Annotated in this window: 20 protein-coding genes; 12 read left to right on the top strand and 8 right to left on the bottom strand. The window is 36.9% G+C overall.

Going from position 1 to position 18135, the window contains the following annotated elements:
• Positions 1-6: 6 nt before the first annotated feature.
• From HZF24_RS04155 to HZF24_RS04170, 4 genes are read right to left on the bottom strand one after another with little or no spacing between them, the layout of a single operon-like run.
• Positions 7-597: an Rnf-Nqr domain containing protein gene (locus HZF24_RS04155; protein ID WP_179237007.1), complete on the bottom strand. Its 591-nt coding sequence runs from the start codon at positions 595-597 to the stop codon at positions 7-9.
• Entirely contained in the window at positions 594-1220 is a 627-nt protein-coding gene (locus HZF24_RS04160; RefSeq protein ID WP_179237008.1) for an NADH:ubiquinone reductase (Na(+)-transporting) subunit D, read from the bottom strand. Before HZF24_RS04160 ends, HZF24_RS04155 begins: the two co-directional genes overlap by 4 nt.
• Entirely contained in the window at positions 1221-1823 is a 603-nt protein-coding gene (locus tag HZF24_RS04165; protein ID WP_179237009.1) for an FMN-binding protein, read from the bottom strand. It lies immediately after the preceding gene.
• A complete protein-coding gene (locus tag HZF24_RS04170) occupies positions 1820-2794 on the bottom strand; it encodes an RnfABCDGE type electron transport complex subunit D (protein WP_322790719.1) in 975 nt (324 codons plus the stop codon). Before HZF24_RS04170 ends, HZF24_RS04165 begins: the two co-directional genes overlap by 4 nt.
• A gap of 457 nt (positions 2795-3251) precedes the next feature.
• Between HZF24_RS04170 and HZF24_RS04175 the strand changes: the two genes are divergently transcribed.
• The 3 genes from HZF24_RS04175 to HZF24_RS04185 are packed head-to-tail and all read left to right on the top strand — an operon-like array spanning position 3252 to position 5894.
• Positions 3252-4238, top strand: a complete 987-nt coding sequence (locus HZF24_RS04175) for an ABC transporter substrate-binding protein (RefSeq protein ID WP_179237011.1) — start codon at positions 3252-3254, stop codon at positions 4236-4238.
• A gap of 17 nt (positions 4239-4255) precedes the next feature.
• Entirely contained in the window at positions 4256-5158 is a 903-nt protein-coding gene (locus tag HZF24_RS04180) for an ABC transporter permease (protein WP_246345946.1), read from the top strand.
• Positions 5145-5894, top strand: a complete 750-nt coding sequence (locus HZF24_RS04185; protein WP_179237012.1) for an ABC transporter ATP-binding protein — start codon at positions 5145-5147, stop codon at positions 5892-5894. The genes HZF24_RS04180 and HZF24_RS04185 overlap by 14 nt, the downstream gene beginning before the upstream one ends.
• On the opposite strand, the gene HZF24_RS04190 is transcribed toward HZF24_RS04185, so the two are convergent.
• Positions 5878-6099, bottom strand: coding sequence for a hypothetical protein (locus tag HZF24_RS04190; RefSeq protein WP_179237013.1), 222 nt, complete (start codon positions 6097-6099; stop codon positions 5878-5880). The two genes, HZF24_RS04185 and HZF24_RS04190, sit on opposite strands and share 17 nt — an antisense overlap.
• Positions 6100-6290: 191 nt before the next feature.
• Between HZF24_RS04190 and HZF24_RS04195 the strand changes: the two genes are divergently transcribed.
• Both HZF24_RS04195 and HZF24_RS04200 read left to right on the top strand, forming a co-directional pair.
• Positions 6291-7268: a C39 family peptidase gene (locus HZF24_RS04195; RefSeq protein WP_179237014.1), complete on the top strand. Its 978-nt coding sequence runs from the start codon at positions 6291-6293 to the stop codon at positions 7266-7268.
• A gap of 97 nt (positions 7269-7365) precedes the next feature.
• Positions 7366-7632: a GlsB/YeaQ/YmgE family stress response membrane protein gene (locus HZF24_RS04200; RefSeq protein WP_179237015.1), complete on the top strand. Its 267-nt coding sequence runs from the start codon at positions 7366-7368 to the stop codon at positions 7630-7632.
• 180 nt (positions 7633-7812) lie between these two features.
• On the opposite strand, the gene HZF24_RS04205 is transcribed toward HZF24_RS04200, so the two are convergent.
• The 3 genes from HZF24_RS04205 to HZF24_RS04215 are packed head-to-tail and all read right to left on the bottom strand — an operon-like array spanning position 7813 to position 10653.
• Complete coding sequence (locus tag HZF24_RS04205; RefSeq protein WP_179237016.1) at positions 7813-8541, bottom strand: MBL fold metallo-hydrolase; 729 nt, start codon at positions 8539-8541, stop codon at positions 7813-7815.
• A 10-nt stretch (positions 8542-8551) separates the two neighbouring features.
• On the bottom strand, positions 8552-10273 hold the full coding sequence (locus HZF24_RS04210; protein WP_179237017.1) for an ABC transporter ATP-binding protein: 1722 nt from the start codon (positions 10271-10273) through the stop codon (positions 8552-8554).
• A 2-nt stretch (positions 10274-10275) separates the two neighbouring features.
• A complete protein-coding gene (locus HZF24_RS04215; protein WP_179237018.1) occupies positions 10276-10653 on the bottom strand; it encodes a hypothetical protein in 378 nt (125 codons plus the stop codon).
• A gap of 243 nt (positions 10654-10896) precedes the next feature.
• On the opposite strand from HZF24_RS04215, the gene HZF24_RS04220 reads away from it, so the two are divergent.
• The 7 genes from HZF24_RS04220 (at position 10897) to HZF24_RS04250 (ending at position 18134) form a co-directional block, all read left to right on the top strand.
• Positions 10897-12513 carry a PucR family transcriptional regulator gene (locus HZF24_RS04220; protein ID WP_179237019.1) on the top strand — a complete coding sequence of 539 codons (1617 nt, stop codon included), beginning with the start codon at positions 10897-10899 and terminating at the stop codon, positions 12511-12513.
• Between the two features lie 218 nt (positions 12514-12731).
• A complete protein-coding gene (locus HZF24_RS04225; protein ID WP_179237020.1) occupies positions 12732-13880 on the top strand; it encodes an ABC transporter substrate-binding protein in 1149 nt (382 codons plus the stop codon).
• A gap of 42 nt (positions 13881-13922) precedes the next feature.
• Positions 13923-14333 carry a 4Fe-4S dicluster domain-containing protein gene (locus HZF24_RS04230; RefSeq protein ID WP_179237021.1) on the top strand — a complete coding sequence of 137 codons (411 nt, stop codon included), beginning with the start codon at positions 13923-13925 and terminating at the stop codon, positions 14331-14333.
• A 2-nt stretch (positions 14334-14335) separates the two neighbouring features.
• Positions 14336-16261: an aldehyde ferredoxin oxidoreductase family protein gene (locus HZF24_RS04235; protein WP_179237022.1), complete on the top strand. Its 1926-nt coding sequence runs from the start codon at positions 14336-14338 to the stop codon at positions 16259-16261.
• Entirely contained in the window at positions 16251-16910 is a 660-nt protein-coding gene (locus tag HZF24_RS04240; protein ID WP_179237023.1) for a flavodoxin family protein, read from the top strand. The genes HZF24_RS04235 and HZF24_RS04240 overlap by 11 nt, the downstream gene beginning before the upstream one ends.
• Before the next feature lie 12 nt (positions 16911-16922).
• Entirely contained in the window at positions 16923-17195 is a 273-nt protein-coding gene (locus HZF24_RS04245; protein WP_179237024.1) for a MoaD/ThiS family protein, read from the top strand.
• 54 nt (positions 17196-17249) lie between these two features.
• Positions 17250-18134 (top strand): branched-chain amino acid ABC transporter permease, encoded by an 885-nt coding sequence (locus HZF24_RS04250; protein WP_179237025.1) that lies wholly within the window; start codon positions 17250-17252, stop codon positions 18132-18134.
• Position 18135 lies beyond the last annotated feature (1 nt).

Raw genomic sequence — 18135 nt, forward strand, 5'->3', positions numbered from 1 at the left:
CGCCTCCTATTGAATTTGTACCATGCCGCTGAATCCTACGAATGCAAGTGCCATGATACCCGTTATAATTAAGGTGATGGGTGTGCCTCTCAGACCTTCGGGTATGGATTTTTCATTTAATCTTGACCTGATTCCCGCCATTGCGGTAATAGCAAGCAGCCATCCTATCCCTGAACCTACGGCATATCCCAGTGTCTGCATAAAATTATACTGTCTCGTTACCATAAACAGAGAAATCCCCAATATTGCACAGTTCACTGTTATTAGCGGCAAAAATATTCCTAACGAGTAATATAGAGTTGGCAGATAACGTTCCAGCACCATTTCCAACAGCTGTACAAATGCAGCTATAATCAGAATAAATATTATGAACATCAGATATTCTAAATTAAAACGAACCAGGACGGTCCAATATATTATGTAATTCAATATTGTTGTGACAGTCATAACCATTGTAACGGAAATACCCAGACCTATTGCCGTGGGAATCTCTTTTGAAACGGCTATGAAGGAGCACATTCCAAGGAAGTTTGAGAAAATCATGTTGCTTGTGAATATGGCTGCAAAGATTATTATAATCGGGTTAACTTCTATCATCTTTTCTCAACTCCTTTTCTTTCAAGCTTTAATCTTCTGTTGTTTGTTACCCACATGATGCATGCAAGTATGAAAAATGCAGATGGAGGCATTACCATGAGAGTCCATTTCGTTATTGTTTCCGGTAATATTTGAAAACCGAACACGGTACCAAAGCCTAAGATTTCCCTTATTGATGATATCATCAATAAAACCAAGGTATAGCCAAGTCCTGAAGCTATGCCGTCCAGAAATGATAAAATAGGAGGATTAGCTTGTGCAAAGCCCTCTGCTCTTCCCATTATGATGCAGTTTGTTATAATTAATCCCACGTATGGTCCCAGTGACTTGCTCATATTGGGCATATATGCTTTCAAATAGATATCAACAATAATTACAAAGGATGAAATTATTAATACCTGAACCATCATGCGTATATGCTTAGGAGTATAGGATTTTAAAAGTGATACGGTCAAACAAGAAAAAGCAGTTACAAATGAAAGTGCAATTCCCATAATTAATGAGTTCATCATCAGGTTAGTTACGGCAAGAGCAGAGCATATTCCGATAACCTGAACAAACACGGGGTTTTCCGTATAAATTCCTTTTTTAAAGATTTTTTTAACTTCAGATTTTTTAATCAATTATCTCACCCCCGTCGATTCAAAAAATGTATTAAGGTCTTCGTTTATCATCTTGACAACCGCAGATGAAGTTTGTGTTGCACCTGCTATGGCATCCACATTACTTCCCGGCTGAGGAGATGATATAATATAATTTCCATCTGCAGCACCTTCAATATCAATGTTTCTGAACTGATTCTTATATATGTCCTCTGATATTCTGCCGCCAAGTCCCGGAGTTTCGGATTGGGTTATAAATTCTATACCTATTATTTTTGTAAAATCCTTATTGAGTCCTATATAAGCGTTTATAGATCCCCAAAGACCGGGTCCGTTTATCGGAACAGCATAAGCTGCCTCCTGGTTGTTCTCAATAAGGGTATATACCTCAATATCATTAATAGTTTTTTGCTTTATTTTTTCATCAAAAGCACGCTTGATTTCCTGCGGGTCGTCATTTTCCGGCAAGACATCGAATATGTAAAGTATTTTTTGCCTTAGTTCACTTTCCTGATTGAATGCTATGGTGTCGGTGAGCATGTAATTAATTGATGCAAGTATTGCAATAAATACTACTGTGACTGCTATCATAAATAAAATCGGGTAATATAATGAATTTTTCATGAAATTGCCTCCAATTTATTTTTCTTTCTTGCTGCGCTTTCCTTTACGAAGTAATCGATTATTGGAGCAAATGTATTACCTATAAGAATTGCAAACATCATACCACCGTTAAAAAGAGATAATATCCGGATTAACAGCGTAACCGAGCCGATAATTATTCCGTAAATCCATTTTCCTGTCTTGGTTTTTGGAGCGCTGATAGGATCTGTTGCCATAAAGACTGTTCCGAATAAAAATCCACCCATCAGTATTCCGTGAAGGGGATTTAAAACAGGCAGATTGAAAAAATAAAATACAACATTTGTGGCAATAAATCCAATTATCGTTCCGGTCATAATTTCCCATGATGCAACCTTTTTATATATCAAATATAATCCTGCCAATATTATGAGCAGCTTGGCTGTCTCTCCTATTGCACCGGGTACGGTACCCAATAAAAGAGATTGAATATCATATAACTTTGCAGTATTGTTGTATAATATCATTGGAGTTGCTTCTGATACTGCATCAATGTGGTCGGTCAGATATGTACTGAATCCGCCGGGAAATATCGATGCAGCATTATTCCACGAATTTGTCAGGGGTTCCGGAAAATTCACATATATAAAAATCCTTCCGACGAGTGCAGGGTTAAAAGTATTTTTACCAAATCCACCGAAGAAAAGCTTGCCGAAAAAAAGACCAAACAATATACCTGAAATTGCAATCCATACAGGAGTAGATACAGGCAGTGTTAATGTATAAAGAACGCATGTGACAAATACTGCCTCAGACGCTTTGTTACCATAGTGCTTTTCCCATAGATATTCTGTAATGGTTCCCGTGGCTGCAACTGCCGCAAGCAGAACAAGGACTCTGATTCCAAAAAGATATGTAGAAAAAATAATAATTGGAATTAAGGATATAAGTACTGTACGCATTAATTTTTGTTTAATAAAAATTTTTTTATAAAATTCATTCAAAATATGCACCTCCATAATAGACCTACGTTTTAACTCTATAATATATACCTCACTTTTGGCAAGATAAAACATAACAAAAAACATACTTTAAAAAAATAAAAAACACAATTTTTAAAATTAACCATTGACAAAGATAAAAGTGGGTGATAAACTGCATAACAATAATACAAAAACAAACCGTTGAAGCGAAGATTAAACTGATATGTGCACTTACAGAGAGTTGGGATGGATGAGAGCCCGGCAGAACGCAGTACAGACAAATGGATCGCTGAGGGTGAGGTGAACGGGTTAACACTCTAGTATCTGAAACGTATGCCTACGTTACAGGCAGAAAATGTGATGGCATTTTTGTTAAAGTGGATTGAACTTTCAGTCAATTAAGGTGGTACCGCAGGTTATACCTGTCCTTTTATGTAAAGGACAGGTTTTTTTGTTCGTTTTTGTAAATAAAATTCAGGAGAATAACATGAAAAAAATTATTGCAGTTTTAACATTATTATCAGTACTATTTACATCTTTATCAGGATGTGCGGCGAAGGCAGATGACAAAGGAGCTTCAGGTGATGACAAAAAATTCAGGATAGGGATAGTGCAGGCGCAAAATCATCCGTCTCTGGACGAAATAAGAGAGTATATAATTATAGGACTTGAGGAAGCAGGCATGAAGGACAGCGTGGAAATAATATACAAGGACGCACAAAATGATCCCACAAACGTAACAACCATTGTAAATCAGTTTGTGGGAGAAAATGTTGATATGATTATTCCCATTGCAACAGGTGCAGCACAGTCGGCATTGGCGGCGACCAGGGATATACCCATAGTGTTTGCGGCAGTGAGCTATCCCGTACAGGCAGGGTTGGTTGAGGATATGAATAAAACAGACGGCAACATAACGGGAGTATCCAATGCAATAGCAGTGGAAGATATATTCAGGCTTTCTGCCGAGCTGACACCTGAGGTTGAAACATACGGCTTCATATACAACCCGGGAGAGGTGAACTCTGCATCAGGCATCAAGAGAGCAAAGGACTACTGCGATGCAAACGGCCTTAAGTATGTTGAAGCAAATATTGCAAATTCAGGTGAGCTTCAGCAAACGGCACAGTCATTGGCAAGCAAAGTTGATGCTATATTCGTACCAAATGACAACACCGTGGCTGTTGCAATGTCCGTACTTGCACAGGAGGCAATTGATGCAGGTATACCAGTTTATACGGGAGCAGATTCCATGGTTAAGGACGGAGGCTTTGCAACAGTAGGTATTGATTACAAGGTTCTGGGAAGACAGACTGCTGCTATGGCAGAAAGAATTTTAAAAGGGGAGAAAATTTCCGACAATCCTGTTGAAATTATAAGTCAATATTCAAGAATGGTAAACACAACCACAGCAAAATCTCTCGGTATTGAAATTTCCGAGGATGCATTAAAGGAAATAAAAGTGTTTGAATAATATAAGGGAGGCACAAATTGAGCTTGACATCATTTATAGGAGCGATAGAACTGGGACTGGTTTATTCACTTCTGGCATTTGGAACATATATATCATTCAAAATATTGAATGTAGCTGATCTGACGGTTGACGGAAGCTTTGTTTTGGGAGCAGCAGCTTCGGCAGTGTTCACATTTTCAGGCAATCCGGTTCTGGGACTTATAGTGGCAATTGCAGCAGGGGCACTGGCGGGGACTATCACCGCCGTGCTTCAGACCAAGATGGGTATACAGCCCATACTTTCAGGTATTCTTACAATGACGGGACTGTATTCAGTGAATCTGACAGTAATGGGAGGAAAAGCAAATATACCACTGCTGAACAAAACAAGCATTTTTACCTATGCTGAGCAATTGTTTCCGGGGAGAGGATACAAAATAGCTGCCCTGTTTATAATCATAGCATTTGTATTTGCCATTCTGAACTGGTTTTTCAGAACTCAGCTGGGTCTGTCCATAAGAGCTACAGGAGATAACGAAGAAATGTGCAAGGCATCATCCATAGATACGGATTTTATTAAAATTGTAGGATTTTCATTATCAAATGCGATAGTTGCATTATCCGGCGCACTGGTTGCACAAATGCAGCAGTCGGCAGATGTGAATATGGGAGCGGGGATGGTGGTAATAAGCTTTGCATCAATTATCATAGGAAGCACTATAATAAAAAACAAAAATATAACATTGGGACTTCTTTCTGTAATAATAGGCTCCCTGATATACAGATTTATAATCGCACTCATACTTACAACCAATTTCCCGCCGTCATATCTGAAGCTGATATCATCACTGATTGTAATAACGGCACTTTCTTTTCCGAACATTAAAAAGAAAATGGATGTAAGGAAATTGGAAAGGAGGAGATTGCATGCTAAGAATTGAATCGGTTCATAAGGTGTTTAATAAAAATACGCCTGACGAGTTCATTGCATTAAAAAGCTTAAACTTGTCCGTTTCGGAAGGGGAATTTGTAACTGTCATAGGAGGGAACGGTGCAGGAAAATCCACTGTTTTCAATATAATTTCAGGGAGCATTTTATGCGATTCAGGAGTGGTAGAATTAGACGGAACGGATATAACCTATATGCCTGTATATAAACGCGCTTCTTATGTTGGGCGGATTTTTCAGGACCCGATGAAAGGAACTGCTCCAAGCCTGACTGTCGGAGAGAATTTAATCATCGCATATATGAAAAGCATGAAGAAAAACAATCTGAGCATTCCGTCAAGTAAGGAAAAGAATTATATTAAGGAGCGCCTTGCAGATTTGAAATTAGGGCTTGAGGATAGATTAAACACTAAAATCGGATTGCTTTCAGGCGGCCAAAGACAGGCGGTAGCCTTAGTCATGGCTACACTGGTCAAACCGAAGCTGTTGCTGCTGGATGAGCATACGGCAGCCTTGGACCCCGTCAGTGCAGAAGCGGTGATGGAACTTACAGAAAAGATTGTAACGGAAAATAATATAACGACACTGATGATTACCCATAACATAACATCTGCTTTAGATTACGGAAGCAGAACAATAATGATGGATCTGGGGGAAATAATTATTGATGTATGCGGAGAAGAAAGAAAAAAACTAACCGTTCAGGAGCTGGTTAGTCAGTATAAATAAATATTTCTTCAAATCCGCATTCAGGGCAGCTTACGGTTACTTCATACGTATAAACAGAGAGCACCTTTACCTTTGTTGCTTCACTGCCGTTTTCATCCTTGCCCTTGAATTTTACTTTTTTTTCTGCTTCGGGACCCTTAGCATAGTAATAATTATATCTTTTGCCGCAGTTTTCACATTTGCGTCTGCCTTTAACAGCTATCATCAATTCACATCCTATTCAACCTTTTGTGGACGGTCCTTTTTGGGACTGAACTTCGTCCCAAAAAGGACCGTCCACAAAAGGTTCCATTATAGCCAATTATACATTCTTATAAAAAGTTTTTCAAGAATAAATTGAAAAACCAAATTTTAGATGATAATATGAGGTTAGTGTATTATATAGGGAGGTAAAAAATGGATTGGATATGTGAAAAAGGTGCGTTGTCTGAAAATATACTTCATAATTTACAGATTAATAATGATTATGTTGAATTAAAAGAAAATCATGAAGAAGGCTATTTGGAAACTCCGATAATAGAAACTGAAAGGTTTACAGAGATAACTCCGTCCTGGAATTCAAAAACTAATATTGACAGCTCGGTTGAATTATTAATAAGAATAAGAGCAGAAAATAAGTGGACACCATATATTAGCTACGGTGTATGGTCAACAAATGGAAATAATATAGGTATTAAAGAACGCGAATCCCATGACCTTATGAAGGTTACAAGCGACAGAATATTTGTTAAGGATGAAAAATTCGGAGATGCCGTTCATATAAAGGTGGTATTTAAAGGAAACAATCCTAAGCTCACGCTTATTGCATTCAGTACCGACGGAGGCGAAGATGAGGCTGTTGAAGGAAGTTATCTGAGAATTCTTGAGAATATTCCGCTGATTTCTCAGCTCGCAAGCGGCCATAAGGATGCCCGCGTGATTTGCAGTCCCACTTCCTTGACAATGGCTTTAAAGTTTCATGGGAAAAATGTTGATTTAGATCAGGTTGCAAGAGGGACACTTGACTCAGGAAACGGTGCTTACGGAAATTGGCCTCAAAATGTAGCTATGGCAGGCGAATTGGGGATGAGAGCCTACACCAAGAGATGCAAGTCCATCAATCCGGTGAAAAATTTTATTGCCAAGGGAATTCCGGTTGTTGCTTCCGTATGCGTACAGGATAAAGAACAATTATCAGGAGCCATATCTGCATTTCCTCACGGACACCTGATGGTCGTTGTCGGCTTTGAAATAAAGGACGGAACAGAATACATAGTTGTAAATGACCCTGCTGCCAATTCCGATGCAGAAGTAAGAAAATCATACCTGCTTGATGAATGGGTTAAGGTGTGGAGGCATTATGTTTATATCGTAACTCCTGATGTTGAAAAATAAATGAAAACAAAATGATAAAGCAGTATATTACGAACAACATTTTTAATATTATTGTAATATATTGGGTATACTTTCAAATAAATAAGGAGGTGAAATCATGGGATATATTGCATGGTTGGTTTTAGGAGCACTTGCAGGATGGATAGCAAGTATGTTTATGGGTAAGGATTCAGAGATGGGTGCTTTTGCAAATATTACGGTTGGTATTGTAGGAGCTTTTGTTGGAGGAGTTATATTTAATTTAATAGGAGCATCCGGTGTTACGGGGTTTAATATATGGAGTATAATAGTTGCTGTAATTGGTTCTTGTGTATTATTGTATATAGTAAATAGATTAAAAGGTAATGAATCTACAAAAGAATAGGGTAATTTTTAGTATAGCTAAGGCAGCAGAAATTAATCTGTTGCCTTTTTAATGCAAGCACATCTATTATATTGGTGGTTAAAAATAATGGCAAGAGAATTTAGAAAGTTCTACAAATCATCTCGCGGCAGAAGTGCAGAGCTTAGTGAATCTTCATAAGCTCCTCTATAGTAAATTTATTTATATATTTACTTCCAGCAAATATGATGCTAAAATTATTTCTCCCCTATATTGCTCCTTGGCTTGGGATACCAAATCATCTATGCTTCCGAAGTGGGGCAAGTGTGTTAGTATTAACTTCTCAGACTTTGACTTTTCTGCCAGCATTCCTGCCTGTGAGCTGTTCAGATGTCCTGCCTGCGTACCGTCCATCTGTGAATAAAAGCTGCATTCAGCAATTAACAAATCTGAGTTTTTAAAGAAATCAGCCAACTCATCAAAGTATGAAGTATCCGAAGTAAACGACAATATTTTATTATCGCATTTGATTTTAATGCTGTAGCTTAAAACAGGATGATTATTTTTCAGAAAGCTGATTTCAAAGGGTCCTAAGTTTAATATGCTGTCTTTATCAAAGCTCTCGCCGTAGGTATAATTCTCCCACTTCAAAAGCTTGAAGAATTCACCCTCAGGTGCGTAAATAGGCAGAGAGGTATTTATTTCTCCCAGAAGCGTCTTAATTTGCCGCGCATATTGCAGGGGTCCTATGTCGCAGCAATGGTCATAATGATAATGCGATATAAGAACAGAGTCAATCTTTCCTATGTCCGTAACCTTTTGAACTGAACTGATTACCCCGCTGCCGCATTCCAGTAACAGTCTGTAATTATCATGCTCTATTAAATATCCCGAGGTTGCTTCCCCTGCCTTGGGGAAACCTCCCCAATGTCCTATTATTGTAACCTTCATAATTTCTCCATTACATATTTTTAAATTGTGAATTGTACAATTCCGCATAAATGCCGTTATTGCTGATTAAATCCTCGTGCCGTCCTCTTTCTATTATGCCCTTATCTGTTATAACAATTATTTCATCTGCATTTTTTATTGTTGATAATCTGTGAGCTACTACAACTGTTGTTCTTCCCTTTGAAAGTTCTTCCAATGAATTCTGGATAAGCAATTCTGTAGCATTGTCAAGAGCGGAGGTTGCTTCATCCAATACTAATATAGGAGGATTTTTCAAAAATACTCTTGCTATTGAAATTCTTTGCTTCTGTCCGCCTGAAAGCTTTACTCCGCGTTCGCCCACATATGTGTTGTATCCCTCCGGCAACGACATTATAAAATCATGAATGTTTGCCATTTTAGCTGCTGCCTGTATTTCCTCTTCGGTTGAATCAAATTTGCCGCACTGTATGTTGTCGGCAATAGTTCCCGTGAAAAGGAATACATCCTGTTGTACTATACCTATATTTTTTCTCAGGGATTTTCTTGTGAAATCCTTAATGTTTGTATCGTCTATATAAATACTTCCTTCTTCTACCTCATAAAAGCGGGGAATCAGATGGCAGAGAGTTGTCTTTCCTCCTCCCGAAGGTCCTACAAATGCAACCGTCTTGCCTTGTTCAATATTGAAGGTTATATCCTTTAAAATTTCTTTGTTATCGTCGTATGAGAAGCTTACATCTTCAAATCTTATATCGCCTCTTACCGATTCAATATCTTTGGCATCAGGCTCGTCGTATTCAACATTCTTATCCATAATTTCAGTAAATCTTTTGAAGCCTGATACACCGGACTGATATTGCTCCACGAAGTTAATCAGCTTACGTATAGGATTTAAAAAATTTCCTATGTATAATATAAATGCCGCAAAATCACCGAAGTTTATATAACCTTTAAAGAAAAATATACCGCCGGCACTCAATACTAAGATGTTAAGAAAATCTATTATAAAGGATGAGCTCACATGAAACTCGGCCATGACCTTGTATGCTTTTTCCCTTGCTTTAATGAATTTAACATTGTTGCGTTCAAATTTTTCAATTTCATTGTCCTTATTGCTGAATGCTTTAGATACCCTTATGCCTGAAATGCTGTTTTCAATTGTAGCATTTACCTCGCCGATGGTTTCTCTCGTTTCCATAAATGAATCAGACATTCTAATTCTTAATTTCATTGCTAAAAATACAAGAAAAGGAACGACAGAAAACACTATTAAGGCAAGGGGCAGATTTATAGTGCTCAGTGCAATAAATGAACCAACCAGCATTACAAGTGAAATAAACAAGTCCTCGGGACCGTGATGAGCTAATTCAGAAACCTCCATCAAATCATTGATAATTCTTGAAGTCAGGGTTCCTGTTTTATTCTCGTCAAAAAATACAAAGGGAAGATCCTGCAGATGTTCAAATATATCTCTCCTCATGTTTGACTGCATCATAACGCCCATTATGTGACCGTAGTATGTTATATAATAATTCAGTCCTACTTTCAATATATACAAAAAACCAAGGATTACAAGCCATGTAACCATCAGCTGGAATTGCTGGTTAGGTACATAGATATTTATTATGTTCCTCGTAATCATAGGGTAAAACAAATCACAAACCGCCATAATAAATGCGCATATCATATCTGTAATGAATATTTTCTTGATAGGCTTAGGTTTGTAGTACGATATAAATCTTTTGATCATTATTATTGCTCCTTATTATGTTTAGAAAATATTGCCGCTGCAATTATGTAAATAAATATTGCTGCTATATTTAATAGTAAAATATAAAAAATATTAAGTTCCTTTAAATAGCAAATAACTGCTACAGCTGTTAACGCAATCAGCATTGCTATATTTGCTGTTTTGGATTCTTTTAATTTAAAAATTTTTGTTGATAAATCCCCCACACTTCTTAAATGCATAATAAAACTTAATAAAATTACAGGAAGTGAATAACCCATATTAGTTTTTATCAATGAACATCCTTGCGTGTATACAAATATGGCAGCTGCCAACAGAGCATAGCTCCACCAATTTTTTTGCTGCATTTCTCTCTGCTTTCTTTTTCGCATTTCGTACATAGGGCACCTCGGATATACATATTATGTATTTATATTATCATTTTTCAATGTACTTTACAACGTCAATTTTGGTCAATTTCCCTGTATACCTTTAAGCAGTATTTAAAATTGTATTGAGCATGTAAAACTTAAAAACTTTTAAACATATGCATTGTTTTTCAAACACGAATTTGATATTATCTATAAATAAAAGTGGAATTTGAAAAGTAGGTGAGGGCAATATCAAATAATCAAGGAAAATTTTTGCAGGATCTTGTAAGCAATACTCTAAGTGTTGGAGAAGTATTAAATAATGTAAATTTTGAAAGATATCAACTTATTGCAGGAAAAGGTGGACTTAATAATCGCTGCAGGCATATGATTATTTTAGAGACACCGGAAGGAATTGAGTGGCTTCAGGGAGGAGAATTTCTTTTGACGTCCGGATTTGCTTTTAAGGATAATCCTGAGGCTTGGAAAACTGTAATTGTCAGGGCACACAAGATGGGGATAGCCGCAATAGCTATAAAAGAAAAAAGATATTTATCAAAAATCCCTCAAGAAATGATAGAACAGGCCGACAAATATAATCTACCAATCATATTGCTACCTATTGACTCTATTTATACTGATAAAATTGCATCTTTTTATGAGGCGCTGTTTTATATCAAAAATGAGTATCTTGTACAGGCAAAAAACATGGATGAAAGACTGTTGAATCTTGTTTTCGATAAGAATAAAGCGGATGAAGTAATAGTAGGGATTTCCGGACTTACCAATGTTTCCATAGTTGTATACGATGAAGCATTTTTCGAAATATCAAGTTGTTTGGTTAATGAAACACATAAATTAGTTTTTGAAAGTGCTGAATATAAGGATTTGCTTAATAAAAGAAAATTTGGTAAGTGTTATAGATTGGAGGTTGATGACAAGACCTATTTTGTTAAATATTTCCTAATGCCGTCGGATGGGGTTGCAAGTTATATGTGTGCAGCCGGCGATATGGAAATTAGTATTCTTCAGGAAAAAGCGCTGCAATACGGCAGCATGATATTTTCACTAAAAGAAAAAAAAGAAGAACGACAAAGTTTAAAAGAGATTAAGTTAAAGCGTTCAATTACGGAATTGATTCTAAACAATGCAAATCTTGGGGAAGATTTTTATAATAGTATTGAATATGATTATTCGTGGAATTCAAAGAAAGGTGCAATCGGTCTGGTAATTACTTCTGAGGACACAAGAAAATTTTCTGTTAATAAAGACGTACAAAAAATGAAGCAATATATTTACAGAATTATTAATAGAATATTTGAAAAAATTGAATATTTAATTACAGAAAGGCAAAACAGTATAATTGTTTTTTTTGCAATAGACAGTATAGAAGATATGGATCGATTGTTAAAAACTATTAAGCTGTATTTAAAAAAGAACTACAATAAAAATATAAGAATAACATTTGGAATATCACGCATGTATGAGTCAATCAGAGATGTTCTTGAAATGTATAATGATTGTATGATAACAAGAATGTTTGATAAAAAGTATGAAATAACGTATTATGATTCACTTGATACTGTAAAACTTGTTTATCCTCTTAAAGATGATAAGCAATTTACGGAGTATTATAAAAAAACTATTGATGTGTTGTCAGATTATGATAAAAAGTATGGGCGAGAACTAATTAAAACACTTAAATATTATTTTGATTATAATATGAATATGAAAGATACCGCAGACAGTCTATTTATTCATGTTGAAACACTTCGATACAGGTTAAATAAAATTGAGCAGCTTACAGGGTACACTTTAGATACATCAGATGGATTGCTTGTCTTACAATTAACTATTAAGCTCCATTTTATAATAGGAGATAATGAATAAAAGCCGTTCGTTCGTGGCACCTTTAGCTATGTGATATCATAACTAATGGTGCCTTTTTCTATGATATCACATAAAAGTATTAACGAGCATTCCTTCCAAGATGTGATATAATATTTCAAAATAAATAATAATTATAATTTTTAATTATCAATGATAAGGTTTTCAAATCGATATCCATATGGATGTCGATTAATATAATTATTAAGAGGAGGAAAGAGATGGGTAAAAGAATATTAGTATCATTATTTGTGTTTATTATGTTAACTACGATGATGTTTAGTGGATGTTCAAACAGCGGTAGTAATAGTAAAGAATCTGATGTAAAAGAGATTGAAATAGGAGTTTTCGGTCCTTTAACAGGTACTATGGCAATTGGAGGAACACGTCAGAAAGATGGTGTTCAATATGCAATTGACAAGATTAATGAAGCGGGCGGAGTTTTAGGTGCAAAACTTGTCCCAATTTTTGAAGATACTGAAGGTAATGCTCAAAATGCGGTTAATATTATGAATAAGTTTCTTCACAAAGATAAAGTAATTGCAACAATTGGTTCTAATAATAGCCCTGAGGTATTGGCAGTCCTCGATATGATTGCAGAAACGAAAACTCCTCATATAGTACCATCAGGTGTGGCGGGAGCAATTACACAATCAGGTAATGAATATGTATTTCGTATCACGGCTACAGATGTTGTGTATTCAAAAGGTCTTGTTGACTTTGCAGTAAATGAACTAAATGCAAAGAAAATAGCCATAATTCATGATACAAATGACTATGGTCAAGGCGGAAAGGTAATGGTAACTGATAATATTAAGGCAGCGGGATTGGAGCCTGTTGTTGTTGAGGGTTATACTACAGGAACTAAAGATTTTTCTCCATCGCTTCTGAAAGTAAAATCGGCAGGTGCTGATGCTATAATTATTTGGGGCAATTATACAGAAGGTGCACAGCTTGTTAGACAGATAAAAGAGCTGTCCATTCCGGGTGAAGTACTTTTATCAACAGGTGTTACTATTGGTAATTTCTTTGAACTTGCCGGTGAAGCTGCAGATAATCTTTACGGAATATCTTCTGGTTTTAGTCCTGAAAGACCGGATGATGTTGCTCAGAATTTTGTAAAAGAATACAATGATAAAATGGGTTATATTCCTGATATAAATGTTGTACTGGCTTATGATGCCATAAATGTTTTAGCTAAGGCTATAAATGATGCAGGAACAACAGACGGAGCTGCTGTACGTGATGCGCTAAGTAAAATTCAGGGTTTTGAGGCAATAAGCGGTCCCGTATCATTCAGAGAGAACGGTGAAGGCGGTACAAATTCTTTGGTATTCAGGATTGAAAAAGGTAAAATCATACTTTATTAAAACTTAAATAATAACTATAAAATATCGGACAAGGAGGATATATTGATTACTAAATTAAAGGTAAATAAAAAAGCTCAATGTGTTGGATGTCGTCAATGTGAGCTTGCATGCAGCATTTTTCATGAGGGAGAATTTTCACCATGGCTATCCAGGGTTGTTATTCAACGTAATGAAATAATCAAATTATCCAAACCTTATATTTGTCAACAATGCAAAAATGCAAAATGTCAGAGCTCTTGCCCTAATAATGCAATTAATCCGGATAAGAATGGTATACTTGCGGTGAATTTAGAATTATGCGATGGTTGCGGTATATGTATCAAAGCGTGTCCGTTTCGTGCAATGGGTATGGACAACATAAAACAAAAGGCCTATAAATGTGATTTGTGTAATGGGGAAGTTAAATGTGTGAAGGCTTGTCCTGCAAATGTTCTGATTGCAGAGGAGGTTTAGTTATGCGAAAAGTGAATGAATGTGTGGTTTTACATGTCAATTTGGAGGATAAAAGCCATTTTACAGAAGTGTTTAACGAAGAAGACATGAAAAAATATCTAGGCGGTCGTGGTATTGCTTCCTTGATTTTATATCGCGATGTTCCTAAAAATACAGACCCGTATGGGCAGGATAATATACTCGTTTTTGCGCCGGGTACACTTGTAGGTACTAATGCTCCAACGGCCGGGCGTACTACAGTAATAGGGAAAAGTCCTGCAACAGGACTCTTTATGAAAGCAAATATGGGCGGACATTGGGGTGCTGAACTAAAATATACCGGTTATGACGCTTTGGTTATCCATGGCAACTCAAAAGAGTGGGTTAATTTGGTTATAACAGACAACGAAATACTGTTCGAATCCGCAGATTGTTACCTTGGATTGGGTGTACAGGAAACTACAGAACAAATTGAGGAAAAATATAAAGATATGCCCGGTATTTCTGTGTGCTGCATCGGACAATCAGGAGAAAATTTAGTAAAATATGCAGGTATATTTAACTCTATGTACAATACTGCTGCAAGAGGCGGACTGGGTACTGTAATGGGTGCTAAAAAGATAAAGGCTATATCATGCTATGGCCGTACCGGTATCCGGCTTCATGATACAAAGAAATATCTTGAAGTTGTGGAGTATGTTCAGCAAAAAATCAAAAATATTGGAAGATGCACATATTACAAGGAATATGGAACTGCCGGCGGAATGATTGGATTAAATGAGAGCGGAACATTGCCTGTTAGGAATTTTCAGGCAGGAAATATGGATAATGTTTATGACATAAGCGGACAAGCAATTATGGAGCAAGGTAATTTTTTGCGGTGGGAATCATGCTTTGGATGTACAATTTCCTGTAAGCGCTATTGTAAAACAACGACAAAGTATATCGGAACTGAATCCGGTGGTCCTGAATATGAAACAATCAGCGTTTTTGGAGCAGGCTGTGAGGTAGTTGATATGGATGCGTGCTTAAGGGCTAATTATCTAACCAACGTGTATGGCTTAGATTGTATTTCAACCGGGGCAGTAATTCAATGGGCAATGGAAACAGCAGAAAACGGGCTATTGCCAAACAAGTTTACGGATCCTGCTACCGGTATAGAATACAATCTCGAATTTGGTAATGCAGAAGCAATGTTGATTTTAATAGATATGATAGCATTTCGCAGAGGCATAGGAGATTTGCTTGCGGAAGGTGTAAAAATAGCTTCGGAACGTGTGGGCGGTGAATCCTGGAAGTGGGCGGTTGAATCAAAGGGACTCGAACAATCAAGAGTTGAAACTCGCAATTCCAAGGCTTATGCTCTCGCTTTTGCAACAAATCCGAGAGGACCTGACCATCTTTATGGGCAGCCAATGGCTGAAGGCGGATTTTCACCGGAGATGAGAGCAATTATTAAACATATAACAGGGGATGAAAAGTATGCGGTACCAGGCTCCACGGAGATGAAGCCGGAGATAGTAGTATGGCATGAAGAATCATATGTAATGACTGATGCTCTTGGGTTTTGTTCCCGTGCAACATTGTCAACTTATGCAATACTCCCTGAGGATATGGCTATGTTATTTGAATCCGGTACGGGTATAAAAATGTCTGAGGATGATATATTCGAATCAGCTCGCAGGGTAATCAATTTAGAGCGCTCATTTAATATGCGTGAAGGTGTAAGGCGAGCAAGTGATACATTGCCATGGAGACTTATGAATGAGTCAATAAAAAATCCCAAGGGTGATAGGTCAATGAATTCTACTGAGGAGCTAAACAATATGCTCGATCAATATTATATAATCAGAGAATGGGATGAAACTGGACTTCCCCTTTTAGGAACCATAAAAAAATATGGACTGGATACAATTATAAGAGAAGGAGATTATGATAATGGCAATTAAAATAGTTGGGATTTCAACAAGTCCAAGACATGCAAACTCAGAGATTATGGTTAAAGCAGCTCTTGAAGCAGCAAAAGGAATAAATGCTGAGGTGATTACTGAATTTGTATCATTGGCAGGGAAAAATATAAAAGGTTGTACAAACTGCAGAGCTTGTATTAAGACAGGCTATTGCATTATAAAAGATGATTGGGAGGAATGCTTTAAGCCATTAAGGGATCCTGTTCCTAATGGAGTAATAATTGGAGCACCGGTTTATTTTTTTAACCTTAATTCCCAGACAAGAGCTTTTTTAGAACGTACAACTTCATTATTAAAAGGAAATTTCTTTTCGGAGGCAAAACAGTTTCCTCCTGATTGGACCAAGACTGCAGCTGCCGGTATGGCGGTAGGATTTGATAGAAACGGTGGACAGGAGCATGCTATTTCATCACTTGACCATTGGTTTTTAACAAATAACTTTGTAGTAGTAGGCGGCACTCATGTAGGTTATATCGGTGCACCCGGCTGGCTTATGGAGGAATCTAACAAGGATTCGGTGGAAAAGGATGTTAAAGTAGGTATGAAATCGGCACAAATTATAGGAGAAAAAGTAGCAAGGACTGCTCTTATGCTTCAACTTGGAAATGAGGCGTTAAAGAATATGTAAGAGGTATTTGACATGGCAATTTATATTTCATTAAGCGTATATGGAGGTAAGTTTGCTCCTATTATAAACGAAAAAGTAAAAATTCCTGAACAAATTAGTGTTAAAGACCTTTTAAACATGCTTCAAAAAGAGAATAGAATGCCACAGAAGTTTGGAAAAGGAGAAGGATTTACAGAATTTCTTGTTTTATTAAACGGATACAATGTAATGATTTCTCCCGGACTTGAGACAGTTCTGAAGGATTCTGACCGCGTGGTTGTTCTTCCTGCTATGGCTGGTGGTTAATCGGTAAATTATAGAACCGTTAACTACATAAAAATTAAATTTGAGGTGATAAATTTGCAAATTGGTTTTTCTGATATATTACAAATTATTGTTGGCGGTCTTGCAATGGGGTGCGTTTATTCACTTGTTGCATTAGGCTACACTATAACCTATAATTCTCTTCGCGTAATCAATTTTGCGCAAGGTGATATGTTTATGCTGGGTGCAGTTTTTGGATTAACAATTTATTTAAATTTTGGAGGTTATTATTTTATATCTCTGATATTTGCAGGTTTAGGTGCAGCGTTAGTAGGAATGATTATTGAACGAATCATATTTCGAACACTCAGGAATAGTCCTCCTCTTAACCTGATAATAGCAACTATCGGAGTTTCTATTGTTATTCGTGCTTTAGCACAGATAATTTGGGGTTCACAGGCTATGTCATTCCCTCCTGTATTTGGCAGCAGCCCTGTGAAAATCGGCCCCATTGTTATTATGCCTTCTTATCTTTGGATAATTGGTATAGCATTTGTATCAATTTTATTGCTAACGTTCTTCTTTAAAAAGACGCTGACCGGTAAGGCTATGCTGGCAACAGCACAACATCGGGATGCAGCATCAATTATGGGAATCAATATTTTTAAATCGGATTCTTTAGCTGCATCCATAAGTGCGGGTCTCGGCGGCATAGGCGGAGTACTGGTAGGTCCTATTTTCTTCGTTGAAACTGAGATGGGTGCCATTGCAGGTCTCAAGGGTTTTGCAGCTGCCGTGCTTGGAGGTTTCGGAAGTGTACCTGGTGCTATAGTTGGAGGGGTTATACTGGGACTCGCTGAAAATTTTTCTGCAAGTTTTATTTCTTCGGCCTATCGTGACGCTGTTGCATTCTTAATTCTCATTGGTGTACTTGTGTTTAAGCCAAATGGTATTCTTGGCAAGAAGATAATGAGGGTATAGT

Source organism: Sedimentibacter hydroxybenzoicus DSM 7310, assembly GCF_013403245.1.
GTDB classification, from domain to species: domain Bacteria; phylum Bacillota; class Clostridia; order Tissierellales; family Sedimentibacteraceae; genus Sedimentibacter; species Sedimentibacter hydroxybenzoicus.

Bases quoted from the DNA above. Each gene is read 5' to 3' on its own strand.
- HZF24_RS04155 (WP_179237007.1), bottom strand. From the start codon at position 597: ATGATAGAAGTTAACCCGATTATAATAATCTTTGCAGCCATATTCACA.
- HZF24_RS04190 (WP_179237013.1), bottom strand. From the start codon at position 6,099: ATGATAGCTGTTAAAGGCAGACGCAAATGTGAAAACTGCGGCAAAAGA.
- HZF24_RS04225 (WP_179237020.1), top strand. From the start codon at position 12,732: ATGGGTAAAAGAATATTAGTATCATTATTTGTGTTTATTATGTTAACT.
- HZF24_RS04240 (WP_179237023.1), top strand. From the start codon at position 16,251: ATGGCAATTAAAATAGTTGGGATTTCAACAAGTCCAAGACATGCAAAC.
- HZF24_RS04245 (WP_179237024.1), top strand. From the start codon at position 16,923: ATGGCAATTTATATTTCATTAAGCGTATATGGAGGTAAGTTTGCTCCT.
- HZF24_RS04215 (WP_179237018.1), bottom strand. From the start codon at position 10,653: ATGTACGAAATGCGAAAAAGAAAGCAGAGAGAAATGCAGCAAAAAAAT.
- HZF24_RS04200 (WP_179237015.1), top strand. From the start codon at position 7,366: ATGGGATATATTGCATGGTTGGTTTTAGGAGCACTTGCAGGATGGATA.
- HZF24_RS04175 (WP_179237011.1), top strand. From the start codon at position 3,252: ATGAAAAAAATTATTGCAGTTTTAACATTATTATCAGTACTATTTACA.
- HZF24_RS04195 (WP_179237014.1), top strand. From the start codon at position 6,291: ATGGATTGGATATGTGAAAAAGGTGCGTTGTCTGAAAATATACTTCAT.
- HZF24_RS04165 (WP_179237009.1), bottom strand. From the start codon at position 1,823: ATGAAAAATTCATTATATTACCCGATTTTATTTATGATAGCAGTCACA.
- HZF24_RS04235 (WP_179237022.1), top strand. From the start codon at position 14,336: ATGCGAAAAGTGAATGAATGTGTGGTTTTACATGTCAATTTGGAGGAT.
- HZF24_RS04205 (WP_179237016.1), bottom strand. From the start codon at position 8,541: ATGAAGGTTACAATAATAGGACATTGGGGAGGTTTCCCCAAGGCAGGG.
- HZF24_RS04185 (WP_179237012.1), top strand. From the start codon at position 5,145: ATGCTAAGAATTGAATCGGTTCATAAGGTGTTTAATAAAAATACGCCT.
- HZF24_RS04210 (WP_179237017.1), bottom strand. From the start codon at position 10,273: ATGATCAAAAGATTTATATCGTACTACAAACCTAAGCCTATCAAGAAA.